Origin of the sequence: Nocardia sp. NPDC059154, from assembly GCF_042755705.1 — a bacterium.
In the GTDB taxonomy this organism is placed as follows: domain Bacteria; phylum Actinomycetota; class Actinomycetes; order Mycobacteriales; family Mycobacteriaceae; genus Nocardia.
This window is the reverse complement of sequence record NZ_JBHZCS010000038.1, coordinates 72,146-92,847: the sequence shown is the minus strand read 5'-3', so window position 1 is coordinate 92,847 and position 20,702 is coordinate 72,146. Positions and strand designations below refer to the sequence as shown.

At 65.8% G+C, this 20,702-nt stretch carries 19 protein-coding genes, 1 tRNA gene and 1 pseudogene; 12 read left to right on the top strand and 9 right to left on the bottom strand.

Going from position 1 to position 20,702, the window contains the following annotated elements; translation table 11 throughout:
- Window positions 1-8 precede the first annotated feature (8 nt).
- Window positions 9-2,048, bottom strand: a complete 2,040-nt coding sequence (locus ACFXN1_RS29690) for a cytochrome c oxidase assembly protein (protein WP_379444322.1) — start codon at window positions 2,046-2,048, stop codon at window positions 9-11.
- Between the two features lie 203 nt (window positions 2,049-2,251).
- Between ACFXN1_RS29690 and ACFXN1_RS29685 the strand changes: the two genes are divergently transcribed.
- Window positions 2,252-2,325, top strand: a tRNA-Arg gene (locus ACFXN1_RS29685).
- 98 nt (window positions 2,326-2,423) lie between these two features.
- Window positions 2,424-3,362, top strand: coding sequence for a tyrosine-type recombinase/integrase (locus ACFXN1_RS29680; protein ID WP_379444323.1), 939 nt, complete (start codon window positions 2,424-2,426; stop codon window positions 3,360-3,362).
- Window positions 3,363-3,834: 472 nt separating this feature from the next.
- Here the strand turns inward: ACFXN1_RS29680 and ACFXN1_RS29675 are convergent, their stop codons facing one another.
- The 4 genes and pseudogenes from ACFXN1_RS29675 to ACFXN1_RS29660 form a co-directional block, all read right to left on the bottom strand.
- A complete protein-coding gene (locus ACFXN1_RS29675; protein WP_379444324.1) occupies window positions 3,835-4,620 on the bottom strand; it encodes a hypothetical protein in 786 nt (261 codons plus the stop codon).
- A 9-nt stretch (window positions 4,621-4,629) separates the two neighbouring features.
- Window positions 4,630-4,941 carry a hypothetical protein gene (locus ACFXN1_RS29670; RefSeq protein ID WP_379444326.1) on the bottom strand — a complete coding sequence of 104 codons (312 nt, stop codon included), beginning with the start codon at window positions 4,939-4,941 and terminating at the stop codon, window positions 4,630-4,632.
- A gap of 49 nt (window positions 4,942-4,990) precedes the next feature.
- Window positions 4,991-5,758, bottom strand: coding sequence for a hypothetical protein (locus ACFXN1_RS29665; RefSeq protein WP_379444327.1), 768 nt, complete (start codon window positions 5,756-5,758; stop codon window positions 4,991-4,993).
- 256 nt (window positions 5,759-6,014) lie between these two features.
- Window positions 6,015-6,287, bottom strand: a pseudogene (locus tag ACFXN1_RS29660) (transposase family protein); the annotation flags it as partial.
- Between the two features lie 292 nt (window positions 6,288-6,579).
- Here ACFXN1_RS29660 and ACFXN1_RS29655 point away from each other — a divergent pair.
- Entirely contained in the window at window positions 6,580-7,419 is an 840-nt protein-coding gene (locus tag ACFXN1_RS29655; RefSeq protein ID WP_379444328.1) for a hypothetical protein, read from the top strand.
- On the opposite strand, the gene ACFXN1_RS29650 is transcribed toward ACFXN1_RS29655, so the two are convergent.
- Window positions 7,416-8,123, bottom strand: coding sequence for a GntR family transcriptional regulator (locus ACFXN1_RS29650; protein ID WP_379444330.1), 708 nt, complete (start codon window positions 8,121-8,123; stop codon window positions 7,416-7,418). The two genes, ACFXN1_RS29655 and ACFXN1_RS29650, sit on opposite strands and share 4 nt — an antisense overlap.
- A gap of 474 nt (window positions 8,124-8,597) precedes the next feature.
- A complete protein-coding gene (locus tag ACFXN1_RS29645; protein ID WP_379444331.1) occupies window positions 8,598-9,212 on the bottom strand; it encodes a class I SAM-dependent methyltransferase in 615 nt (204 codons plus the stop codon).
- 484 nt (window positions 9,213-9,696) lie between these two features.
- Here ACFXN1_RS29645 and ACFXN1_RS29640 point away from each other — a divergent pair, with 484 nt between their 5' ends.
- Window positions 9,697-9,894, top strand: coding sequence for a hypothetical protein (locus ACFXN1_RS29640; RefSeq protein WP_379463717.1), 198 nt, complete (start codon window positions 9,697-9,699; stop codon window positions 9,892-9,894).
- Between the two features lie 436 nt (window positions 9,895-10,330).
- Here the strand turns inward: ACFXN1_RS29640 and ACFXN1_RS29635 are convergent, their stop codons facing one another.
- Entirely contained in the window at window positions 10,331-10,570 is a 240-nt protein-coding gene (locus tag ACFXN1_RS29635) for a hypothetical protein (protein WP_379446118.1), read from the bottom strand.
- Here ACFXN1_RS29635 and ACFXN1_RS29630 point away from each other — a divergent pair.
- Window positions 10,454-10,693, top strand: a complete 240-nt coding sequence (locus ACFXN1_RS29630) for a hypothetical protein (protein WP_379399036.1) — start codon at window positions 10,454-10,456, stop codon at window positions 10,691-10,693. The two genes, ACFXN1_RS29635 and ACFXN1_RS29630, sit on opposite strands and share 117 nt — an antisense overlap.
- A gap of 338 nt (window positions 10,694-11,031) precedes the next feature.
- Window positions 11,032-11,235, top strand: coding sequence for a hypothetical protein (locus ACFXN1_RS29625; RefSeq protein WP_379446110.1), 204 nt, complete (start codon window positions 11,032-11,034; stop codon window positions 11,233-11,235).
- 369 nt (window positions 11,236-11,604) lie between these two features.
- Here the strand turns inward: ACFXN1_RS29625 and ACFXN1_RS29620 are convergent, their stop codons facing one another.
- Complete coding sequence (locus ACFXN1_RS29620; protein WP_379446111.1) at window positions 11,605-12,249, bottom strand: TetR/AcrR family transcriptional regulator; 645 nt, start codon at window positions 12,247-12,249, stop codon at window positions 11,605-11,607.
- A 79-nt stretch (window positions 12,250-12,328) separates the two neighbouring features.
- Between ACFXN1_RS29620 and ACFXN1_RS29615 the strand changes: the two genes are divergently transcribed.
- The 6 genes from ACFXN1_RS29615 to ACFXN1_RS29590 all read left to right on the top strand — a co-directional run bounded on the left by ACFXN1_RS29615 (window position 12,329) and on the right by ACFXN1_RS29590 (window position 20,568).
- Window positions 12,329-13,246: a TIGR03620 family F420-dependent LLM class oxidoreductase gene (locus tag ACFXN1_RS29615; RefSeq protein WP_379446112.1), complete on the top strand. Its 918-nt coding sequence runs from the start codon at window positions 12,329-12,331 to the stop codon at window positions 13,244-13,246.
- 375 nt (window positions 13,247-13,621) lie between these two features.
- Complete coding sequence (locus tag ACFXN1_RS29610; protein ID WP_379463716.1) at window positions 13,622-16,807, top strand: BTAD domain-containing putative transcriptional regulator; 3,186 nt, start codon at window positions 13,622-13,624, stop codon at window positions 16,805-16,807.
- Between the two features lie 73 nt (window positions 16,808-16,880).
- Window positions 16,881-17,318, top strand: coding sequence for a DUF4267 domain-containing protein (locus tag ACFXN1_RS29605; RefSeq protein ID WP_379399013.1), 438 nt, complete (start codon window positions 16,881-16,883; stop codon window positions 17,316-17,318).
- A 7-nt stretch (window positions 17,319-17,325) separates the two neighbouring features.
- Complete coding sequence (locus tag ACFXN1_RS29600; protein WP_379446114.1) at window positions 17,326-17,787, top strand: DUF2871 domain-containing protein; 462 nt, start codon at window positions 17,326-17,328, stop codon at window positions 17,785-17,787.
- Entirely contained in the window at window positions 17,784-19,235 is a 1,452-nt protein-coding gene (locus ACFXN1_RS29595; RefSeq protein WP_379446116.1) for an amidase family protein, read from the top strand. Before ACFXN1_RS29600 ends, ACFXN1_RS29595 begins: the two co-directional genes overlap by 4 nt.
- Window positions 19,236-19,260: 25 nt before the next feature.
- The gene (locus tag ACFXN1_RS29590; RefSeq protein WP_379446117.1) at window positions 19,261-20,568 is read left to right on the top strand and encodes an FAD-binding oxidoreductase; all 1,308 of its coding nucleotides are present in this window, start codon (window positions 19,261-19,263) and stop codon (window positions 20,566-20,568) included.
- The last annotated feature ends 134 nt before the right edge of the window (window positions 20,569-20,702 follow it).

Below are 20,702 nucleotides of genomic sequence, written 5' to 3'. Positions count from 1 at the left end.
GACGTCGTTCACTTGCGCACCTCTCCGTCACGCCGGGCGAGCTCGGCGAACATGGCGTTGTACGCCGTCAGGTCCGCGTCGTCGTCACGTTCGGCCTTGCGATCGAGCCGGTTCGCCAGGCGTTTGTCGCTGCGTGACCACTGGATGAGCAGCGCCAGCATCACCACCACCAGCGGTACTTCACCGCTGGCCCAGGCGAGGCTACCGCCGGTGTGCTGATCGGCGAGCAGATCATGGTTCCAGGACAGGCCCAGACCGCGATAGAACCAGCCGCCCATCACGGTATCCATGCTCATCAGCGCGATGCCGAAGAAGGCGTGGAAGGGCAGCGAACCGAACACCATGCCCAGTTTGGTGAGCGGCTCCACCGGGCGCGGCTTCGGATCGATGCCGATCACCACCCAGTAGAAGAGGTATCCGCTGAGCAGGAAGTGCACGTTCATCACCAGGTGCGCGCCGTGCGTGCCGACAAACTTGTCGAAGATGCCGCCCAGGTACAGCGCGTAGAAACCGGCCACGAAGAACACCGAGGCCACCACGGGCTGCGTCATGAAGCGCGACACCGGATTGTGCACGGCCGCCAGGATCCATTCGCGCGGCCCGGGCGGTGCGTCCCGACCGGCCGGTTGAATCGCCCGCAGCGCCAGCAGCACCGGGCCGCCCAGCGCGAACAGGATCGGGGCCAGCATGGACAGCATCATGTGCTGGGCCATGTGCACGCTGAACATGGCCGGGGCGTAGCGGCCGACACCGGAACTGGTGGCGATCAGCAGGGTGGCGCAACCCGCGAGCCAGGCAATGGTCCGGCCGACCGGCCAGGAATCGCCGCGCTTGCGCAGCCGCAGCACACCCAGCACGTAGACCACGGCCAATACGAGCGCGAGGGTCCCGAAGACGAGGTCGAAACGCCAGTCGAACAGCAGCCGCTCGATATTCGGCGGGCCGGCCAGGTTGTAGCCGATCTCCACCTCGGTCGGCGTGGGCACCGTGCGCAGGTCCGGCGGCGGAGTGCGGCCCAGGCCCACGGCCAGGCCGACGGTGGCCGCGAAGATCAGCGCCTCGACGCCCGCGAAGCGAATGAGCGCGCCGCGATCCTGCGGATCCTTCTCCAGATCCGGGATGGCGCGCTGCCGCTGCAGGAACCCCACAATGCCGAGCAGGATCAGCGCGGCGGCCTTGGCCAGCACAAGCTTGCCGTAGGTGGTGCTGAACAGATCCGACAGCGGCACCCGGACATAGGCGTTGATCACACCGCTGATCGCGATGACCACGAATGAGACGGTCGCCACTTTCGAGAACCGGCGCACGGCGAGCGCGGTGTGTTTGCCATCCCGCAGTGCGTAGGCCAGCACCGCGAACAGGCCGCCCACCCAGAAACAGGCCGAAACCAGGTGCAGGATCAGGCTGTTGGTGGCCAGATCGTGCGCGCCGCCCGACGAGGAATGCCCGGTCAGGGCGACCGGCAGCAGCGACAGCACCGACAGCCACAGCAGTACCGGCGTCCAGCCCCAGCGCAGCGCCACCCGGCAGCCGATGGCCAGCACCACCACCATGAACACGGTGAATCGCCACGACCCGGCCACATCGACCTTGTCCGCGGCGCGCCACACCTCCTCGGGCCGCAGCGAATCCTGCAGTGGTTGCCCGGTGGTGTCCGACAGGGTCAACGGCACCAGCAACGCCGCCGCGGCCGCCCAAGCCAGCGCCGCGTTCCCGGCGCGCCGCAACGCCCGATACCCGCCCACGTCGAGCAGCCCGCTGCGCTGCGGCGGCACGAAGAACGCGGCGAACAGCAGCGACCCGACGGTCAGCGCCGCCGAGAAATCCGCGACCGCCCGCACCGCCGGCAGCCCGTAGGTGGTCAGCGGTCCCGGATCCGGAATGCCCAGCAGGGTCAGCGCCTGCGCCGCGGACAACGCCACGACCAGTGCCGCGACCAGCGCGGTCGCCGCGCCACCCAGTGCCGTGATCGCCGCGAACGTCACCCCCGAACCCGACCGATTCGCCGAAACATCCGATCCTGCGGGCGGGTCCTGCACTGACGACATGGGCCCAGCGTAGTTCGGAGCGCCCGTCCAGACTCCCCTGGGGTTTCCGGTCCTCCGGTCTGCACAACCGCCCCGACGCGCCGAACAGTTGCTACGCGACCCAGCTTTGCTGATCTGGACGCTCGCTATACTTAACGCGCTGGACACCGAGATCGATTTCGGTCAAGGTGTTTGGAGCCCGCATCACCGCCGATGCCCGCACTGCCTCCGTAGCTCAGTTGGATAGAGCAAGGGCCTTCTAATCCCTAGGTCGCAGGTTCGATTCCTGCCGGGGGCGCATCGGGTGCCTGACCAGCGTAAACGCTGTCAGGTTCACCAATACCCAGCCCGTACAAGGCTCAAACACCAAGGAACTTTCACGATTAGACTCGTGAGATGGGGCAGGATCTCGACGCCATCTGCGAGCTTCTGGAGGACTTCGTCACCGAGCTACGGCGCACCAACAAGGCCAAGGGCACCATCGACGTGTACAGCCGCGATGTCGGCTACTTCGTCGATTTCCTGAAAGCCCAGTCCCCGCCGATCGAGCCCAACGCCGACGCCCTGACCCGCGACACCATCGGCGCGTACATCATCGATACGCTCAACCGCGCGAACCGCCGGACCGGCAAACCCCTCACGCCGGAGTACGCCAACCGCCAGTACCGCAGCCTGCAACAGTTCTGCGCCTACCTGGAATCCGAAGGCATCCTCGAGTCCAACCCGTTCGACAAGATGAGCCCGCCCCACGTCCCCGAGAAGCCGGTCCCAGTGCCGCCGATCGAGGATCTCCGGAAACTGTTAGCGGCCTGCGAAGGCACCGACTTCGAAGCCCGCCGAGACACCGCGATCATCCGCTTGCTCACCGATATCGGCCCCCGGATCGGGGAGATCGCCGCTCTTGAAATCGACGCCCTCGACTTCCAGGAGAACACCGCTCTGGTCATCGGCAAGGGTCGCCGGCCCCGCGTCCTCCCCTTCGGCGACAAGACCCGCATCGCCTTACGCCGCTACCTCCGGATCCGTGCGCGACATCCCAAGGCCGCCAACGACAATCCCGCCCTCTGGCTCGGCAAGCGCGGCCGAATGACCAGCTGGGGCATCTACCAAATCCTGGAGCGCCGTGCCGAGGCTGCGGGCATCCCCCACATCCACCCCCACCAACTCCGGCACTTCTTCGCCCACAACTGGCTTGCCAACGGCGGCCAAGAGCAGGACCTGATGATGCTGGCCGGTTGGCGATCCCGCCAGATGATCGGCCGATACGCTCGCGCCACCGCCGAGGCCCGGGCCCGCGACGCCCATCGCAAGGCTCGGCTCGGCGACAAGCTCTAACGATTTGTGACCAACAAAGCTGCGCGGAGAAGGTAGACGAACTTCGAGACCGTCATCGCATCTCACCGCTCTACGGATCTGGCCACCTTAACCAGCCCCGTCAATACAGCGAGGTTGCCCACCAAGACCGGGGCTACGATCAAGCTAGCGACGATATCGTGCGCTTCGAAACCTATCCGTATCGACTCGAATATTATGACAGCACTGCATACGGCCGACAGAGCAGCGATTGCGTAATAGATTGAACGGAGTCCGTGGAATGGAAGTTGGGCAACAACAGCGCCCACTACCATCAAAACAATGGCGATCCTTACCACAGCCAGATTCGCACCATCGACCAGATACGATCCGTTGTGTTTGGGGCTCAGCGAGGAGTCGAACGCCCACAAGCACACAGGTAGAGGGATAAGCCCTGCCAGGGCTATCCGACCTTCAGGTGGAAAAAACCGTCGCTCAACCGACTCTTGTGGGTTCACGCGATCGACCATGGGGCAGTTCCGCCGAGCACACTGGAATCACTAAACGTGGATGTGAGCGGATCCGGCCATTGCCCATGCGGAAATCCACTTACATCGCTAGCAATTGACTTGAGATTGGTGAGAGCAGTCGCTTGTGCGCCGAGTAGAGCAGTCAAAGCGGCAACGGCACCCCAGATCGCGGCCGCATCAATACCTAGCTCAATCGTCTCTGTAGCGATCCCAGCCCAAGCATAAACGACCGTTCCGATCGCGAATGCTACGGCTGCTGTTACCTCAATCAGCTTAGTAAGCAGAGCACCAATCACCGCGTAGAAAGTAAATCCACCCGCCGCTGAGGCCATCAGCGCAAGCGCGGCTCCGCTACCCATATCACCGATGCGCTTCGCTGCGGTGTTTTGCGCCGTGTTCGTCTTGCCATAAGACACCTGGCCCGTGCCCTTCCAAACTCGGTTTACCGACAGCACATTGGGATCAGTAGCAGCCTGTGCAGAAGTAGCAGATTTCTTTACTTCGTTCCAATCCCACGCGGTTTTGGCCAACACAATGGGCGCGAAGATACCCTTGACAATGTCACACAGCGTTCGCCAAATCCGCTTACCAGCAGCACAGAAAGCATTGACAGCGGTTTTCAATGCGTTTTTGACGGCGCTTGGAATATACCAGTGATCAGTTTTCGCATCAGCCAAACTTGGGAGACCATCCAGCTTCCCACTGAACTCGTTGAGCTTAGACTGAACTTCCTTGATCAGCGCCCTGAATAGGTCTTCGTTGAATTCCATTGCGCACCCCTACCACAAATTCTTGAACTGATGGGTATTGTTGGCTTCTTCGGCATCATAGGTAGTAGCGGCAGTACGCAACCCTGTACCGACATCATGGAACCGCTGAACACCCTCTTTGCATCGATCCGAAACAGTATTGACCAGATCATCCATCGGCGATACCATCATTTGAAATATTCCCGCTTCAGTGCGGTTGTAATGCATATCCGGCAACTTATCAACGATCTTTTGCAGTTCGCCGGACTCTTGGTCCCAAACCCCAGCTTCTGTCCGCAACGTGTCAGTTGCAACCTTCACTTGCTGCGCTGTTGGACTCACGCTTTGTAGCTCCCCTTCTCACCTACACTCGGTTCTAACTTAGGTCCAACTATAGGGACCTTAGGTGATTCATTCCTTCGTTGATTAGCAGGTTTAGATCCGCATTTCTTCCGGCAGATCCAGGACGCGCAGCAGCCATGTGTTCGCGCGCGTCGGCAATCGCTTCCATTATTGCCCATCTGATCGAAATACTGTGCTGCTCCAGCGCCCAGGTCGCCGGCACGCTGCACGCCACCAAGCCGATTGCAGATACCTTGGCAGTCACCCAGCCATCAGAGCTTTCGCTCTGCCCAACAAACGTCGGTGGTTCCAAGGAAGGCCCAGGAGACTCCATTGCCGTGAGTACAGCATTGGCTAAATGGTCAATCGACATCGTCGGCTGGTTCACGGAGCGAATGAACTCAGGTTGCACCGGAGGTGTCGTGTCGAAGTCTTCGATCCTCAGGGTCGCCACCCGTTCGAGTGCCTCGACGTCGCCTGGCATCATGGCCTGGATACTTGCTTCGATGGCATTGTTCGCCGCTTTCACAACCGCCGCACCGAGTTGACGAGGATCGATGCGGTGATTCCAATCATCGGCCACACCAACATCGAGGATCTGACCATCAGCATCGATTGTGACGGTGATTACACCACTATCGTCGTTTCCGACCGCCGTATGCCGTCGCCGGGGCCGAGCGCCATCGAGCGCCGTTGCAAGAGCCGTTGCATAGTGGCTGAACCTAGCAAGATCCGCTAACAGATCACCCGAATCTTCTGGCTCTGTACTGGTTTCGGCCAACATACGACGAATGAAATCCTCTGCGTCGCTGCTCATCTCGTTCCTCTCAACCATATGAGAACATCGTTCAGACAGCCGTCGGATCAAGTACCTTCGACCCCAGCCTCATCTACTTAGGCTTTGATCTTCACGCCGTACTTCCACAAGACTTTCGGCATAGGCTTGACTGCAGCCTGAACGATATTCCCCCTCACTCAACCCCAGTCACCCGCAGGCGATTTTCGGCGACAGTATCACACCGCGAGATCCACAGCCCAACAGCAACTTTCACGGATCCGGGCGTTAGGGTAACCGCGATTTCCCGGACCGGCCGCGGGCAGCGTCTGTGGGTGAATAGCTGTGCGATGGCGCGTTCGCCACGGCAGCGCAGCTTCGCGTGGGCTCGATTGGCCTGCTTCTGCGATTCCGGCTTGTTGCGCCCCACGTACGGGGTCAGCAGGCCGTCGACACCGTGATATCCCTTGTCCGCCAGAACGATCAGTCCACAGCGTTGCAGCTCGCGTGCGATCTGCCAGATCCAGGCAGCCTTCGTATCGTGCACGCTGCCGGGCAACGCGCCGGACACCACCTCTTGGTGACATAGCGCCACGCGGTCGTCGTCGAGGATCACGCGCTACAGCCTGTCGATACATCCGCCGAGCTAGTGATCGATACAGTGCGTTTCGTTGCAGTGCACCAAGATCCGACTGAGGGAACGTTCACGTGGGATTCGATCTCCTAGCGACCGCTGAAACCGTGATCCGTAGGTCGCGATCTTGTCGCCATCGGCGGGCCTAGTTAGCGCCGTGACCAGGCAGCGATCGATTCGGTTACGCAACAACCCACGAGATGCCTCCGCCATCTGGACAATCGGAAGGGTGACGGAGTTGATACTCACCGACGAGCGGCGCACTGAGCTTGCGGCGTTGTTGGATGACGAAGCCAGACTGCGGGCCGAGTACCCCGTGGTCGCGGACTACCTGTCGACGGCGCCGATGCTGGCCGGCACTGGCGACGAGCGTTCGGACGCCGCCTTCGATCTTCGACTGGTTCACTACTTGACCGGAGGCGAATCGGCGACGGGTAACCCCTACTGGGACATTGTCAGCGGGTCGGTCTTCGAACATGACAACCGGCGCATGGTCAGCGGTGGCCGCGCGAACGGCAGTTCGCGGCTCGGCTACGCCCAAACAGTGCTGCAAGCCGCTTACGCCTACGCAATCCCGTCGCCCGAAACCATCGGTTGGGTCTCCCAATTCTGCTCCGGCAGGACAATCGTTGAACTCGGCGCTGGCCGCGGCTATTGGGCCGCACAGCTGGCGAGGGCCGGGCTGACGGTGGAAGCCTACGACTCCGAACCACCGGACACGGCTGCTAACCCATCCTTCCCGGACACCGCGGGCCAGCAGGATGTTTGGTTCGCCGTAGGAGATCTCGATCAATACAAGGCACAGAGCGACGACCAGTCAGAACGCGTCTTGTTCCTGTGCTGGCCACCGGGCTGGGGCAGCCCGATGGCTTCCGAAGCACTGGCCGAGTTCGAACACGCGGGTGGCAACCAGCTGGTCTTCATCGGAGAACCCAAGGGCGGCAAGACCGGCGATGATGCGTTTTTCGACGTCCTCGCCGCGCGCTGGGAGCTGGAAACACAAGACCCGCAGTTTGTTTCGTGGTGGAATCTCTCCGACGTCGCTCAGGGATGGACCCTTCGACCCTAACCGCGGTAACCATCCTCAGGGTTGAGCGCCATCCGGAATACGAAGGCGTCGTAGCGATCTCGCGGATATGAAACGTCAGACACCATCAAGACCCGGTCATCGGCAGCTAGAAACCGCTGGTGGACCGTCTTGACGAGATCTCCAGGTGGTGTCTTCAGCCACGCCGCATGCGTTGGCGCAGGAAGTCGATCGGCGACAGCTTCTTCCAAGAAGGCAGCTTCCGATGAGTCTTCGACGTCTACAGGATGGAACGTGTCCGAGATCGAGATCGGCCGTCCGTCTTCGGTGGCCCTGGTGACGACATGCGAAATCTCCTCGCCGACAGCAACTCCCAAATTCTGGGCTAGTTCCTCGGTCGCCTGCACGCGATTCACATCACGTTCGATCCGGACGTCGTAATCCGATTCGTTGCCGAAGGTGGTCTCAGGGCTCTCCATCTGACGTTCAGGCGAGATCCTCACCAGGTTCGGGCGATCCACCACAAATGCCCCGCGGCGCTCGACGGTATAGACGAGCCCCAGACTCGTCAGGAGCTCTATGGCCTGCCGGATGACGATTCCAGAGACGCCGTTGCGCGCCGCCATTTCCGCTTGGCTTGGCAGCTGAGTGCCACCCGCTAGAGCCCCTGTGCGGATCCGCCGTGCGTAATCGCCTGCGATGGCTACGTAGGCCGGTTCAGACATAGAGCACACCCCTTCCTTCATGTCAGCCACCTAATGACAACGACGTTCAGTATACGCAGTTGCGTATACCCAGTATCAATAATGCACAACAAAGCATATGAGCTGGTCGCATGCGTTGTGCGCGATCTTGAAGCCATCAACCCCATCGCTGCGTATACCCAGGCATTGTGTGTATACGCAACTGCGTATACGCTGAGGTTCTCGCAGCGCTGTCCTGGCCGCGAGAGACCGAATTCTTCACTGACACAAGGGAGTTAAGCGTGCGTAGCAACCACAAGCAGCCGATGAGGGACGGCAGTTTGGCGGCGGTCCTTCGGTGCACGTCCCCCGCAGGCCCGCGGACCCGCGCCCGGAACGGTGGGCAGTCAACGGCAGTTCCACCTCGCGAACCGGATTGACCTCCCGCGCGCCCCGGCGGACGGCGTAGCGGAACATGCCGGAGAGCACCGAGCGGGCGCTGGCGAGGTCACTTCAACGGTGCTCGCGGGGCGATTCTTACCGACACCCCGGAACCCCGGTGCGGCGCAGCCGATAGAGGTGGACCATCCTGGCCGCCACCTTCAGTAGGGGCACGTCGTCGATGATTGTCCAACCTGGGAATGCGGCCGTGATGTCCGCCGGTGCGGCGCCGCGGGGCAGTGGGCCATGGCGGCCCAGTTCGAACGCGACCATGAGCAGGGTTGCGTCTGCGGCGGCGACGGTGTCCACCTGCCGGGCCATGGTGTGCCGTTCGGGGTCGGTGAGGCCGTGGAAGACACCGAAGTCCAGAATCAGCCGGTATCCCGTGCCGACCTCGGCCGGGAGGGCGGTGATATCGCCTTCCAGGAAGCGGGCATCGACGCCGGCGGCGCGGGCGCGCCTGGTAGCGAGCCGGATCGCCTTCGGCACGATGTCGACCCCGGTGACCCGCCAGCCGCGGCGGGCCAGTTCCACGGCGTGCCCGCCGGTGCCGCAGCCGAGATCCAAGGCGGTCCAGGAGGGCGGCTGTGCTCCTGCCTGCTCCTGATCGAATTCGGCGGCCAGTATGTGGGATACATCGCGCTGCCGGGCCGCTACTTCCCATGGGCGAAATCCCAGCGCATGCGCTACCCGATACCTGAAAACGCCCATGCTCGGTCCTCCTACGCGGGTCATGATGGGCAACTCGGAACGGCGGTAGGCGCGGCATCGTCATCGGCGGGCCGCGATCGTGTGGAGGATATGGGATCGGGTGGGCGCTGATAGTCAGGTGTGCGGTCGCGGCGCGTTGTGACCACGTAGATGCGGACCGTCGATGCTCCCGAAGAAGCATCGAACGGAGATCGCGGATCAGGCACTCCGGCTATCTGGGTAGACGGCAAACCACCACAGCTGAAGCTCGCCATGGCGCCCGCCGCTGCGGCCGGGACCGGATCGGCGCAGCTATGTCGTCACCCTGCACCGCCGGTATCACGACGAGCTGACCGGTCTCGTCCTCGCCGCCGTCGGCGACCTCGCGCCCGGCCGCGAGCGACTGCGCGCCGGCCTCACCGCCTACCTCGACGCCTGCCTCGCCACCCGGGGCACCAAAGCCTTTCTCGCCCAGTCCCGCACCGAGGCCGATCTGCTCGACGAGGTGACCGCCCGCAATCAGCTGGTCGCCGCGGCGATCGCGCCCGATATCGAGCAGCTGGGCTGGGCGGACCCGCCCGCGGTGGCGCACCTGGTCATCGCCATGGTGGCCGAGATCGCGCTCACCGAACTGTATTCCGATGCGGCCCGCCCCGACCTGCGCGCCGCGCTCACCACATTGATCGAGCACACGCCGACCTGACCGCCGTCGCCGTCACCGCCCGTAGTGGGGTTCCGGTAGTAATCGCGGGAAAACAACGGATATGACGGTTCGGCCTGGTCGTGAGCATGGCCAGGGGATGTGTCGCGAACCCCCGAGCGCGTGACGTTGCTGCGGAAAACCGCTGCCCCCGAAGCTGTCTCACGAACGAAGGTCTGCGGACATGGCACCTACGAGTTCGCATTGGATGCGACTCTCTCGCACCTGATGCGAGCGGACAGAGCCAACCTTCCGTCGGGCCTGATCAGCGGCTACGTCGAACATCGTTGGATGCGGGAAAGTCGCGTCCGGCTATGCCGGTGAATTCCGACGTCAGCCATCGGCGAACTGTGACGTCGGTCGGTGCGGCCGAGATCCGTTGATATCGGCGAAAAGTGACGTCGCCGACAAGCATGTCTCATTCGCCGGGTGCGTCAGTTCACTCGAGCGCGGCTCTGCACCGCTCGCAGGCACGGGTGTTGTTGGGGAACCACCTCAACCCCTGCAGGCGCACAGCCAGGGCATCGACACCTCGACCGCCGTCGGCCGCATGTTCTTCCAAATCCCCGGCGCGATAGCCAAGTTCGAGCATGCCCTGATGTCCGAACGCACTCGCGGCGGGCTGGCCGCCGCTCGCGCCCGAGAATGTACTGGTGGCCAGAAAGCGAAACTCGGCCACCGCCAGCCCGGCAGATGTACGACGAACTCGACGAGCAAGGTAAGCGTCGCTATACCATCGGCCAGATTGCTGCCGAGTTCGGTGCCACCCGCCCCACCATCTACCGGCACCTCGGCAAGATGACCCGATAACGTCACCACACCCCATCCGACCAGGCGCTACGTGGACTCCGTTGGATTTTCAGCGATCGCTACTGGAACCCGACTCCGCCGCTTTCGCACAACGGTGAGGCGCACACCATTTCGCGCGCCACCTGAACTTGTCGAAGGCCTCGCGGCCGCGGCGGCCGAGGACGACACCGAACGTTTTGCGATTCCGTAGCGCACGCTGATCAGCCTGTTGCAGAACGCATTTGGGCTGCTCGGAAGAATCTGCCACACGAAAATCTCCGGCTGTGACTGTTCGTGGCGTTCAGGTCCCACCGCCACCCGGCACTGGGGCCACCGACAGGGGGAGGTCCCTTGAAACGCACCGTGATTGTCCTGATCGCCGCCAAGCCTCCACGTGAGCCCCGGTACCCGCTGCCGGTGCTGCTGGCCGCCGCCCTGGTCACCCTGGTGACGGGTGAACTCAGCGGCCACTGGGATCTGGCCGTCACCCTCGGCTCGGCAATGTGCGGCACCGCCACCGCCTACTACAAGGGGGTGGCGGCGCTGAAGAAGTAGGCCCTGGCCCGTGTACGGCTGACCCGAGCACTGACGGCGGTCGACTCCTGCGGGAGCTCACCGCCGTCATGGTCGTTGAAACGGGCCAGCCACTTCGGTTAGGAATTGGGCCTCTTCGATGCAGGCTTCATACGCTCGAGCTTTGCGGGATGAAGATAGAGAGACTCGATCAGCGCATGTGTGAGATCCTCCAGAGCTCTCGCCGATTGGTTCGATGACCGGGCCACGCGCACCGTAGACCGGCAGGCCCGGTCCCGGCGGATTCCGGCATCATCGTGCGGTAGTGCGCGACGGGATCTGCGGAAATGCTCGAACTGCTGGATTATCAGCGGCGTTGGCGTGGCCGCCGGATCCCGGGCATCTGCACCACTATCCCCGGGTTCCACAGTCACGAGTTTCCGTGGAGCCCACCGCCTCTGCATTGTTCCGGGCGATCGGCCGGGTGAGGACTCCGCACAGGACCAGATCGAGCAGGCGGTCGACGGACGCGTCGTCGGCCGATCGGTCGCCGGTCCATGCGATGGCCGTCGCCATGCGGACCAGGTCGTCGACGGCGACCCCCGCCCGCGCGTACCCGGCCCGCTGCGCCTTCGACAACAGGCCCTCCGCAGCAACCATGGCCGCTGCACAGTGCGGCGCCAGCGGGTTCCCTGGGGTCTCGAGCGCGCGCACGATCTCCTCCGACAGCCCGCGGACCCGACGAATGTGTGACACCAGCGCGGCCAGCCATTGCCGCAGCACGTCCTCGAGATCGGTTTCGGCACACAGGGATTCCGCCAGCGCAGTCACCTCACCCAGGCTCTCGCCGACCACCGCGGCAATGAGGTCCTCCCGCTTCGGGAAATGCCGGTACAGCGTGGCCGCGCCGACCCCGGCACTGCGCGCGATCTCGTTGAACGACACCGCAACACCCTCGGTAGCGAAGGTGGCGCGCGCGGCCTCGAGCACGCGTGCCCGGCTGCGCCTGGCATCGGCCCGCACACCGCCCGGCGGGGGCGATTGAGCATCGCTCACGAACTACTCCTTGCTCAAACGGAATACCATTCCATATATTCGGAACGGTATTCCAAATCATAGATCACCGAGGTTGACCGTGACTCTTCCACCGAACATGCCGCGCACCGGACTCTGGGTGAACGGCCTCGATCTACAACCACCCACGATGGTCGCCGAACTGGCCGCCGAACTCGAGGCGACGGGACTGGGCGCGATCTGGCTCAGCGAGGGGCTCGCGCACGACCCGTTCGTCACCGCCGCCGGGCTGCTCGCCGCGACCCGGTCGCTGGTGGTGGGTACCGGGATCGCGGTGATCTACGGCCGGCATCCCCATTGGATGCGCGCCTCGGCGCGGGCGGTGCTCGACGCGCACCCCGGCCGATTCCTCTTCGGCCTCGGGACGTCGAATCCCCTTGTGGTGGAGGGAGTCCTCGGGCTGGAGTACCGCAAACCACTGGCCGCGCTGGGCGAATACCTCGACGAGCTCGACCAGCCCGACGCCCTGCGGGGCCGGCTCGGGCTACCCGACCCCGGCCCGCTGCCCCGCGTGCTGGCCGCACTCGGCCCGCGCGCCCTGCGGTTGGCCGCGGACCGCGCCGACGGTGCGATCACCTATCTCGTTCCGCCCGAACATACTTCGCAGGCTCGCGCCATTCTCGGTCCGGAGCGCGCACTCGTGGTCGAGCAGGCTGTCGTGGTCGGAAGCGACGACGACAGCGCCCGCACCCGAGCCCGGGCGCATGTCGGTGCGTACCTGTCCAATCCCGGATACCGTGACAGCTGGCGCCGGCTCGGATTCACCGACGCCGATCTCGCCGGAACCGGCAGCGATCGGCTTCTCGACGCCCTGGTCGCCGTCGGCCAGGACGAAGTAGACCGGCGGGTCGCGGCCCACCTCGCCGCCGGCGCCGACCACGTCTGCCTGCAGGCTCTGCCCGCAGAACCGTTCACCATCCCGGTGGAGCAGTGGAAGCTACTGTCCTCCATGGAGATCGGTCATCCAGCTGGTCGGTAGCTGCTGCCTCCGGACAAACTGGCGAGCAGACCACACTCGCCAGGTTCGTCGATCTTCTGTGGCATGCTGCCGACGGGGACGGGCAGCGCAGTCACGGTGAGGGACTTCGATTGTGAATCGCGCCTCCCGCAACGGCCCCGAAATCCCCTGCGCCGACACCGATCCGGTCCTCGCGAACGTCGGCCATCGTCGGCTTCCGCCTGAGCTGGTTCGATGGCCGCGATGCGGCGAGGACCCGGGTTGGCCCAGGTTGACGCGAGGCCCGGCGCCACGCAGGATCGATCGTGAGATGGACGATTCATGCTGGTAGGGCTATTTGGTCCGGTGGTGGTGGAGGCCGCGGACGGGACGAGGGCGTCAGTCGGGGGGCCGCGGGTGCGGGCACTGCTGGGGTTGCTGGCGCTCGAAGCCGGGCGAGTGGTGCCGGTGGCGCGACTGGTGGACGGGGTGTGGGGGGAGGACCCGCCGGCGGGGACCGGGAATGCGTTGCAGACCTTGGCGAGTCGGTTGCGCGCAGCGGCGCCGGGGGTGGTGCGGAGTGACGGGGGCGGGTATGTGCTCGAACTGGCGCCAGAGGACGTCGATGTGCATCGGTTCACGCGTGAGGTCGTGGCGGGGCGGGCATTGCTCGCGGCCGGGGAGGCCGAACGAGCCATCGCGTGCTTCGATACCGCGCTCGCGTTGTGGCGCGGGGAGCCGTTGATCGATGTGGGGGAATCGGAGGTATTGCGCGCCGCGGCACTGCGATTGACCGAGCAGCGGCTCGAAGCAGTCGAACTGCGAGCGGACGCCTTGCGAGCCTTGGGTCGAGGCGGCGAGGTACTGGGTGAGCTCCGCACGGAAGTCGCGGCACATCCGTTCCGGGAGACGCTGGCCGCGCGACTGGTGCGGGCGCTGGCAGCAGCGGGACGAAAGTCCGAGGCGATACAGCAGTTTCAACGAACCGAGGCCCTGTTACGTGAGGAGCTCGGCACGCCGCCCGCCGAGGTACTGCGCTCGGCCCTGGCCGAAATTCACACGACAACCACTGATCCCGCAGTCGACGGACCTGCCTTCGAAACGGCGCGCGGATCGGGTCGTACGGGAGTTGCGGCAGCATCCCGAACCACCGGGGCATCGAAGGTGTCCGTGCGGCTGCTGCCCCGGCGGTACACCAGCTTCGTCGGACGCGGACGCGACGTGGAAGGTGTGCGGCAGGCGTTGCGCGAGGCCCGACTGGTGACACTGTCGGGTACCGGGGGCGTGGGAAAGACCCGGTTGGCCGCCGAGACGGTTGGGGCGCACGCCATGGACTGGGCGGATGGTTACGCCTTCGTCGAACTGGCCGCACTCGAGCGAGAACGAGCCGACCGGCCTGCCGTGACCGCGGTCGGAGTGGCGATCGCGAACGCGCTCGCACAGTTCGAGCGACCCGACGAACTGTCCACGGAGTGGGCCGAAGTACTGGAGCGGACGCTGTCCGGCCGCCGAATGCTGTTGGTACTCGACAACTGTGAGCATGTCGTGGAGGCGACCGCGCGCCTGATCGACGATCTGTTGCTGCGGCTGCCCCTGCTGCGGGTGCTCACCACGAGCCGGGAGCCGATCGGCGTGGAGGGCGAACGACTGTATCCGGTCCGGACCTTGGACCTGCCCGAAGCCGACGCGGATTTCCTGACGGCCACCGCATCGCCCGCGGTCCGGCTGTTCATCGACCGCGCCACCGCGGCACTGCCGGATTTCGCGCTGTCCGAAAGCAATTCCGCGGATATCCGCGCCATCGTGCGCAGCCTGGACGGCATGCCGCTGGCCATCGAACTGGCCGCCGCCCGCCTGCGGACCCTGCCGCTGCCGGACCTCAGCGCGCGGCTCACCGATCGCTTCCGGCTGCTCACCAACAGCACTCGCCATGCGGTCCCGCGCCATCGCACCTTGCACGCGGCCGTCGCTTGGAGCTGGGAACTGCTCACGGCTGCGGAAGCCGCCGCGGCCCGGCGTTTTTCGATATTCGCGGGCGGCGCGACCTTGGACGCCATCACCCGGGTGTGCGGTCCGGACGCCATCGACACGGTCACCTCACTGGTGACGAAGTCGTTGGTGGACTTCGATGGACAGCGCTACCGAATGGTCGAGACCATCCGGGCCTACGCGACCGCGGAATTGACCGCGGCCGGCGAGGCGGACGAGGTCGCCCGCGTCCACGCCGACTGCTTCCTGGAATTCACCGACGCCGCCGCCCACGGATTACGCACTGCCGCACAGCCCGATTGGCTCGCGCGGCTGATCGCCGAACACGGCAATTGCGAAAGCGGGCTGCGCTGGGCGCTGGACGTCGGTGACGGTGAGCGTGCGGTTCGCCTGTACGCGAATCTCGTCTGGTATTGGCTGCTACGCGGGTTGCACGGCGACATCTCCGAACGCCGCCGCGAGGTCCTCGCCCTGCTCGGCGACACACCGCCGCCGGGGTGCACCGGGGCCTATCTGGCCTGCCGATACGCCGAGGAGCTGCCCGCGTACTTCACCAACATCTGGTGGGGCCAAATCCGGGAGAGCACGGGGCAATTCGAGCGGCTGACCCGCGCGGCCCTCACCGAGGATCGGCCCCCGCACCCGATGTTCGTGCTCATCCTGGCGCTGCGTGACCTGCTCGCCGACGACGACAGCCTGTTGACCGCGTGCACCACCTCCGGCGATCCATGGCTACGCGGAAATGCGCTGATAGCAAAAGGTTTCGATGAACTCGGCGGCGACCATCCGGCCCGCGCCCTGCCCACCCTGGAGGCGGCGCTGACCTGCCTGAGCGCGCACGGTGACACCCGCTCACACAGCCGCGCCCTGATCTCCCTGGCCAGCTACCGGACCCGGATGCTCGGCCTGGACAGCGCCCGACCGCTGATCGCGAGCGCGCTGGAACTGCTCAGTGCCGACCTGGGCGCCGGTGAGCGCATGGGCGTGCTGCTCTTCGCGGCGGAGATGCACCTGGTCGGCGGCGATACCGGAGGCGCGGCAACATATCTCGAGCGGGCCGAGGCCCTGATCACCCCGCACATCATCCCCGCACCCGGGCGTTTCCTGGCGGGGACGCAGGCGCACCTGGCCCATCTGCGCGGCGACAACGACCGCGCGATGGACCTGTACCGGCGGATGTCCGAGCATCCGCTCCCCGCCGCCCCGCCGCCCGCCGGACGCCACGACACCGTCCGTTTCGTGAACCCGGTCTTCGTGAGCACCGCGCACGCGGCGACCCTGGTCGCAGCGGCGCGGCCGGACGACGCGCTGCGCGAGCTGGCCCTGCCCCGCGATCTGGCCGCCCAGACCTCGGCGGCGCTACTGGCCGAGGTCGGTATCGGTTATGCCCTGGTCGCCCTGGCGAAGGGCGCCCCGGGGCGCGCGGCCCGCATTCTCGGCGCCACCGACCGGATCAACCGGAGAGCCGGGGTGATCCGCATCGGCCCGTTCCGGCGGCGGGCGCTCGACCAGGCGGAGGCGGCGCTCGGGCCCGTGCGCCTGAGCGCGGAATTCCTGGCGGGCGCCCGGCTTCCGGACGAGGCGGTGCTCGAACTGCTGCGCACAGTTCGCTGACAACGACCGTCAGCGAACGGTACGGACCGCACTGGATGCTCGGGACGCGTATCCCACAGATCCAGGAGTGCTCATGTCCGTCCCCCCGAACACGGAATCAGCTGTTTCCGTGCGTGGTTCCCGCCGACTCGGCGAACGTCTCGGCACGGCCGGCGCCGTACTGGGCGCCGGGTTCATCATGTCCGTCGGCGGCGGTTATCTGCTCGCCCCGCAGCGAATGGCCTCGGGGTTCGGCTTCACCGAGTGGCCGCACGTTGAGGCCGACGGCTTCCTGAACGTCAAAGGCGTCCGCGATGTGGTCACCGGCTTGATTCCGCTCGCCCTGCTCGCGGCCGGGCAGCGCCGCGCCGTCGGCGTCACCGTGCTCAGCCTCGCCCTCATCCCGACCGGCGACATGCTCACCATCCTGGTGCGCCGCGGCTCCACCGCCACCGCCCTGAAGGTGCACGGCTTCACCGCCGCCCTGGTGGCCGCCAGCGGCGCGCTGCTGCTGCGCCGTGAAAACCGGTGAGCGCCCGATGAACCCGATGAAAACACTGGTCAATACCGCTCACATATACATGATCATCGGCCTGATCTCCGGGTTCTACTACCGCGAGATCACCAAGGCCGAACATTTCACCGGGCAGACGGAGCTCGGTGTCGTGCACACCCACGTACTGGCGCTGGGCATGCTGTTCTTCCTCATCGTGCTGCCCCTGGAGAAGCAGTTCACGCTCAGCGCCCGGAAAAGCCTGTACGCCTGGTTCTTCTGGCTGTACAACATCGGCCTGGCCATCACCATCGCGGTCATGACGCTGCACGGCACCCTCACCGTGCTGGGCAGCAGCATCAATAAGGCGATCGCGCTCTGCGCGGGTCTGGGCCACATCCTGCTGACCGCCGGGCTGATCGTCTTCTTCATCACCCTCGGCAAATCCATCGGCGACAGCCGAACACCGCGCACCGCAGCGGTATTCGCCGAACGGGAGGCATCGTGACGACCGGCCGGGACGACGCGCTGTGGACGCGGGACGCGGTCTCGCTGGCGGCGCTGATCGCCGAGGGCGAGGTCACCGCGGCCCAGGTCGTCGAGGCGCATCTCGAACGCATCGAGCAGGTCGATTCCGAAATCGGCGCGCTCACCACGGTATTCGCGGAGACCGCGCGCGCGGAGGCAGCCGCGGCCGACCGCAGGGTGCCGACCGGGCCGCTGCACGGGGTTCCGGTCACCGTCAAGAACAACCTCGATGTCGCGGGCAGCCCGACCACCTGGGGCGTGGCGGCCTTCGGACAGGCGGTCGCGACGGCGGACGCACCCGCGGTGTGCGCACTGCGGCGAGCCGGGGCGATTGTCATCGGGCGAACGAACATGCCGGACTTCGCCACTCGCTGGCACACCGACAACGACGGGGCGGGCCCGACGGTGAATCCGTGGTACCCGACCCGCAGCCCGGGCGGTTCCAGCGGCGGTGACGCCGCCGCGGTAGCCGCGGGCATGACGCCCCTCGGCCTGGGCACCGACTTCGGCGGTTCGCTGCGGATACCCGCCGCGTTCTGTGGAGTCGCCTCCCTGCGCACCACGCCCGGCCGGGTGGCGGTGGCCTCGAGCCTGCCCGGCGCCGCACCCGCACCGACGAACCAATTGTTCGCGGCACCAGGGCCGTTGGCGCGCACCGTGCGCGATCTGACGACCGCCTTCGAGGTCCTCAGCGACAGTGCTGACCCGCGCGATCCCGGATGGATTCCGGTGCGTGACGCGAACGATACCGCCCTGCCCGCGGTCGCCGTCACGCTCGGTGACGATATCGATCCGCAGGTGCGGGCCGCGCTGCTCGGCTGCGCCGACGCCCTCGAACGTGCGGGATATCCGGTGGCCGAACTGGATCCGCCGCACTTGGGCGAGGTGGCGGCCGACTACGGCCGATTGGTCTCCACCGAGGTGGTGGTCCAGCGCCGCGACGCCATGCGGCGAGTCGGCAGCGCCGGACTGAACACCTTCGTGGACGCGGCGATCGACCTGTTCCCGCCGCTGGATCTGGCGGGCTACATGACCGCGCTGGGTGAGCGCCTCACCCGCCGCGTGGCCTGGTCCCGCTTCCTCGCGGAGCATCCGATCGTGCTCGGCCCGGTCTCGGACGAACTGCCCTGGCCGGTCGGCTACGACCTCGGCGGCACCGCACAGGTCGCGACCATGTATGCGGCGCACCGCCTCACGATCGCCGCCAACTACCTGGCCCTGCCCGCCGTCACGGTCCCCGCGGGCGTCTCGGCCGAGGGTCTTCCCATCGGGGTCCAGTTGATCACCGCCCCATTCGCCGAGCGCCGCGCGCTGACTGCGGCCGCCCATATCGAAGCGGCCTTTCCGATGCCCACACCCATCTCCCCTGCCACCGACCCGGCCACCCGGGCCCAGGCTCCGTCCAGTGCCTCGGGCACGACGCGGTGACCATTTTTTAGCGAAAGGAATCCAAATGTCCCACAACACATTGCGATCTGCTGTGCGCGGACGGGTACTGCTGCCGGGTGACGAGGAGTTCGATGCGGCACGAACACCGTGGAATCTGAATATCGACCAGCCGGTCGCGGCCGTCGTGCACGTCGAGGACACGGAGGATATGGCCGCCGTGGTCGGCTACGCGCGTGACGCGGGCCTGTCGGTGACCGCGCAGCCCAACGGCCACGGCGCTTCCGGTGATACCGCCGGCACCATCCTGGTGCGCACGCGCCGGCTCGATCGGGTCGAGGTGGATCCGGCGCGGCGACGTGCCCGCGTCGGCGCGGGAACCAATTGGGGCCAGCTGCAGGCGGCGGCCGCCCCGCACGGCTTGACCGGGCTGGCCGGAAGCTCCCCGGTGGTCAGCGTTGTCGGCTATACCCTCGGTGGCGGATTGTCGTGGTTCGGCCGCAAATACGGTTGGGCGGCCGACAGCGTCCGGGCCTTCGACATCGTCGATGCCGACGGTCATCAGGCCCGGGTCACCACGGAGTCCGACCCGGAGTTGTTCTGGGCATTGCGTGGCGGCGGCGGGGATTTCGCACTGGTGACGGCAATGGAGTTCGATCTGTTCGCGGCGCCGGCCTTGTTCGGTGGCCTGATCGCCTGGCCGGCCGAGCAGACCGAGGCGGTCCGTGCGGCCTTCCAGGACATCACCGATCACGCACCGGCCGAGCTCACGGTCTGGCTCAATCGGCTGGAGCTGCCGCAGGCTCCGCCGGTAATCGCGATCGCCGCCGCCTACCTCGGCGAACCGGCGCGTGGACGGGACCTGCTGCGACGGCTGGACACGATCGACGGCATCCTCGCGGATACGCGCCGGGAATTGTCCCCGGCCGAGTTGGGCGCCATCGTCAACGAGCCCACCGCCCCAGGCCCCGGACTGCTGCGTGCCGAGCTACTGACCGCACTGGACGAGACCGCCGCCGAGATTCTGCTGCACGAGCCGATCGATCCAATGATGGCCATCCAGATCCGGCAGCTGGGAGGTGCGCTCGCCGAGCCCACCCGAGGCGCGGTTCCGCCGTTCGCGGAGCCCTACGCGCTGTTTCTGCAGGCGACCGGCTCGGACCCCGACACAGTTGCCGCGGTACACGCCACTCAGAAGCGCATCATCGCCGATCTGGGCGCGCGGGTCAGCGGCCGCAAACCGTATACCGTCCTGTCCGCCGGCGACAGTGTCGCAGAGGTTTTCGACACCGGCACCTTGGACCGGCTGCGAAAGCTCAAGCAGGCCCGCGACCCACACGGCGTGTTCCGCGCCAACTTCCCGATTCCCCACTGAACCTTCGGTTTCGAGCCCCTCGGGCACCTCCGCGCAGCACTGCCCCGCCGATCGTGATCGGCGGGGCAGTGCTGCGCCCGCGATCAGCTGTCCCAGCCCCCGGAACATCCGATGCCGCGCTGACCGGTGCCACG

Excerpts from the sequence above, each read along its gene's own strand:
- ACFXN1_RS29690 (WP_379444322.1), bottom strand. The coding sequence starts at position 2,048 with ATGTCGTCAGTGCAGGACCCGCCCGCAGGATCGGATGTTTCGGCGAAT.
- ACFXN1_RS29680 (WP_379444323.1), top strand. The coding sequence starts at position 2,424 with ATGGGGCAGGATCTCGACGCCATCTGCGAGCTTCTGGAGGACTTCGTC.
- ACFXN1_RS29675 (WP_379444324.1), bottom strand. The coding sequence starts at position 4,620 with ATGGAATTCAACGAAGACCTATTCAGGGCGCTGATCAAGGAAGTTCAG.
- ACFXN1_RS29665 (WP_379444327.1), bottom strand. The coding sequence starts at position 5,758 with ATGAGCAGCGACGCAGAGGATTTCATTCGTCGTATGTTGGCCGAAACC.
- ACFXN1_RS29650 (WP_379444330.1), bottom strand. The coding sequence starts at position 8,123 with ATGAAGGAAGGGGTGTGCTCTATGTCTGAACCGGCCTACGTAGCCATC.
- ACFXN1_RS29645 (WP_379444331.1), bottom strand. The coding sequence starts at position 9,212 with ATGGGCGTTTTCAGGTATCGGGTAGCGCATGCGCTGGGATTTCGCCCA.
- ACFXN1_RS29605 (WP_379399013.1), top strand. The coding sequence starts at position 16,881 with ATGTCCGTCCCCCCGAACACGGAATCAGCTGTTTCCGTGCGTGGTTCC.
- ACFXN1_RS29600 (WP_379446114.1), top strand. The coding sequence starts at position 17,326 with ATGAACCCGATGAAAACACTGGTCAATACCGCTCACATATACATGATC.
- ACFXN1_RS29590 (WP_379446117.1), top strand. The coding sequence starts at position 19,261 with ATGTCCCACAACACATTGCGATCTGCTGTGCGCGGACGGGTACTGCTG.